This window comes from Streptomyces sp. NPDC005070 (genome assembly GCF_053600395.1).
Genome location: NZ_JBSFZS010000506.1, coordinates 1 through 1,437, shown reverse-complemented (window position 1 = coordinate 1,437; position 1,437 = coordinate 1). Strand labels below are relative to the sequence as shown.

Genomic DNA, 1,437 nt, shown 5'->3' with positions numbered 1-1,437 from the left:
CTGGCCGCCCGGCAAGGCCGTGCCCATGTCACGACGGGGCATGTGCTGGACGCGCTCTTGCGCGTGGCCGAAGACCCCGCCTCGCACGCGGGCGTGATGTTGCGGAGCCGAGGTCATCAACCGAGCGAGCTGGGCCGCGACCGGCCCTGGGGAACGGGCGCGCCAACCGTGGTCAGTAGCCGTGCAGGGGAGCCTCCGCCACCTGATGCCGCCGTCCACGAGGTGCTGTGTGACCTTGGTTCCTGGACGGTCGTCACGGGGGACCGGCGGGCAACCACACTCCATCTGCTCGCCGCGTTGTCCCGGTCCACCGCCGCCGAGGGAGTCTTCTTGCGCGAGACGGGACTGAGCCCCGACGCTGTCCTTGCCGTCGGCGGGCGGTGCCGGGAGGACGTACGGGGCCTGGACGCGGCCTTCGCGGTCGGTCGCCGCTCAGAGGATGACTCCACGGTCTTGTCGGTGCCCCCGGCCCCCCGCCCGGACGACCTTGCGACCCGTACCACGGGTAGGCGTTCAGCCTCGGTGGCGCGATTAATGAGCGGCCAGTTGCCGGAGAGCGGCCGGATGAATACCCGGCTGGGAGTTGTCCGGGTGCGCTCGTGGGTTCTGGGCCACACGGCGCACTACCTGATCACCCTTGCGATGGTGCTCCTCCTCATCAACGAGGGCATCGAGAAGGATGCCTGGACGCTTGTCGCCTGCGGCCTCCTCGTCTCGCTCCAGCTGTCCCTCGTGCCCTGGACTGTCTGGGGGGCGGGGCGGGCCGTCGGCCTGTGGCTGACGCCGGTGCCGCTGTCCTGGCTCGTGCTCGGCGCCTCGCTCATCGAAATTCTCGTGGTGCGAGACGAGCTGTGGATGAAGCGGGTCGACCTCGGCCGCCCGGAGCTTCCTCTGCGCTACTTTCGGCTCGAGTACTGGCGCGAGCTACGCAGCATGCTCGAGGCGAGGCTGTTCGGTGACGATGAGAACTGACCTCGCCTCGGACCCGGCGTTCCGGGACGCGGAGTCCGCGAAGCGCTGGCTGACCGAGCGTGGTGGCCCCCGTGATCAGGAGGCGGCCGATCTGGCCGGTCCAGCCGACTTTCTGATCGCCGCCCGCCTGAGCCGCCTCGACGGATTGCTCACCCTCGGGCGGGCTGTCCGCGACAACCGTGCGTTTCGGCGTGCAGGAACGGGACGGCGCCGCCTTGGCACCTGGGACGTCGACAGCGGGCGTCTGCTCTTTCGGCAGTCCGTGCTGCGCCCGTTGGCGTTGAGACTGTTCCTGCCCGGACTCGTCGCCGCTGCCGGGGCTCTACTCGGTCTGCCCCTCGCGCAGATCCTGCTGTGCATGGGTGCGGCGCTGAGCCTAACGACTCGATGTGGGGCAGCACGGCGTCGACCCGCCTGCACTCGGAGTCGTGCGAGCCGGTCCGCGCCGCCGTTTCGGGCACGGAC

Annotated in this window: 1 protein-coding gene; it reads left to right on the top strand. The window is 70.1% G+C overall.

Annotated features, from left to right (window positions below; translation table 11 throughout):
* A partial coding sequence (locus tag ACWEBX_RS40645) for a hypothetical protein (protein WP_451889714.1) occupies positions 1–972 on the top strand: 972 nt, incomplete at its 5' end.
* Positions 973–1,437: the final 465 nt, after the last annotated feature.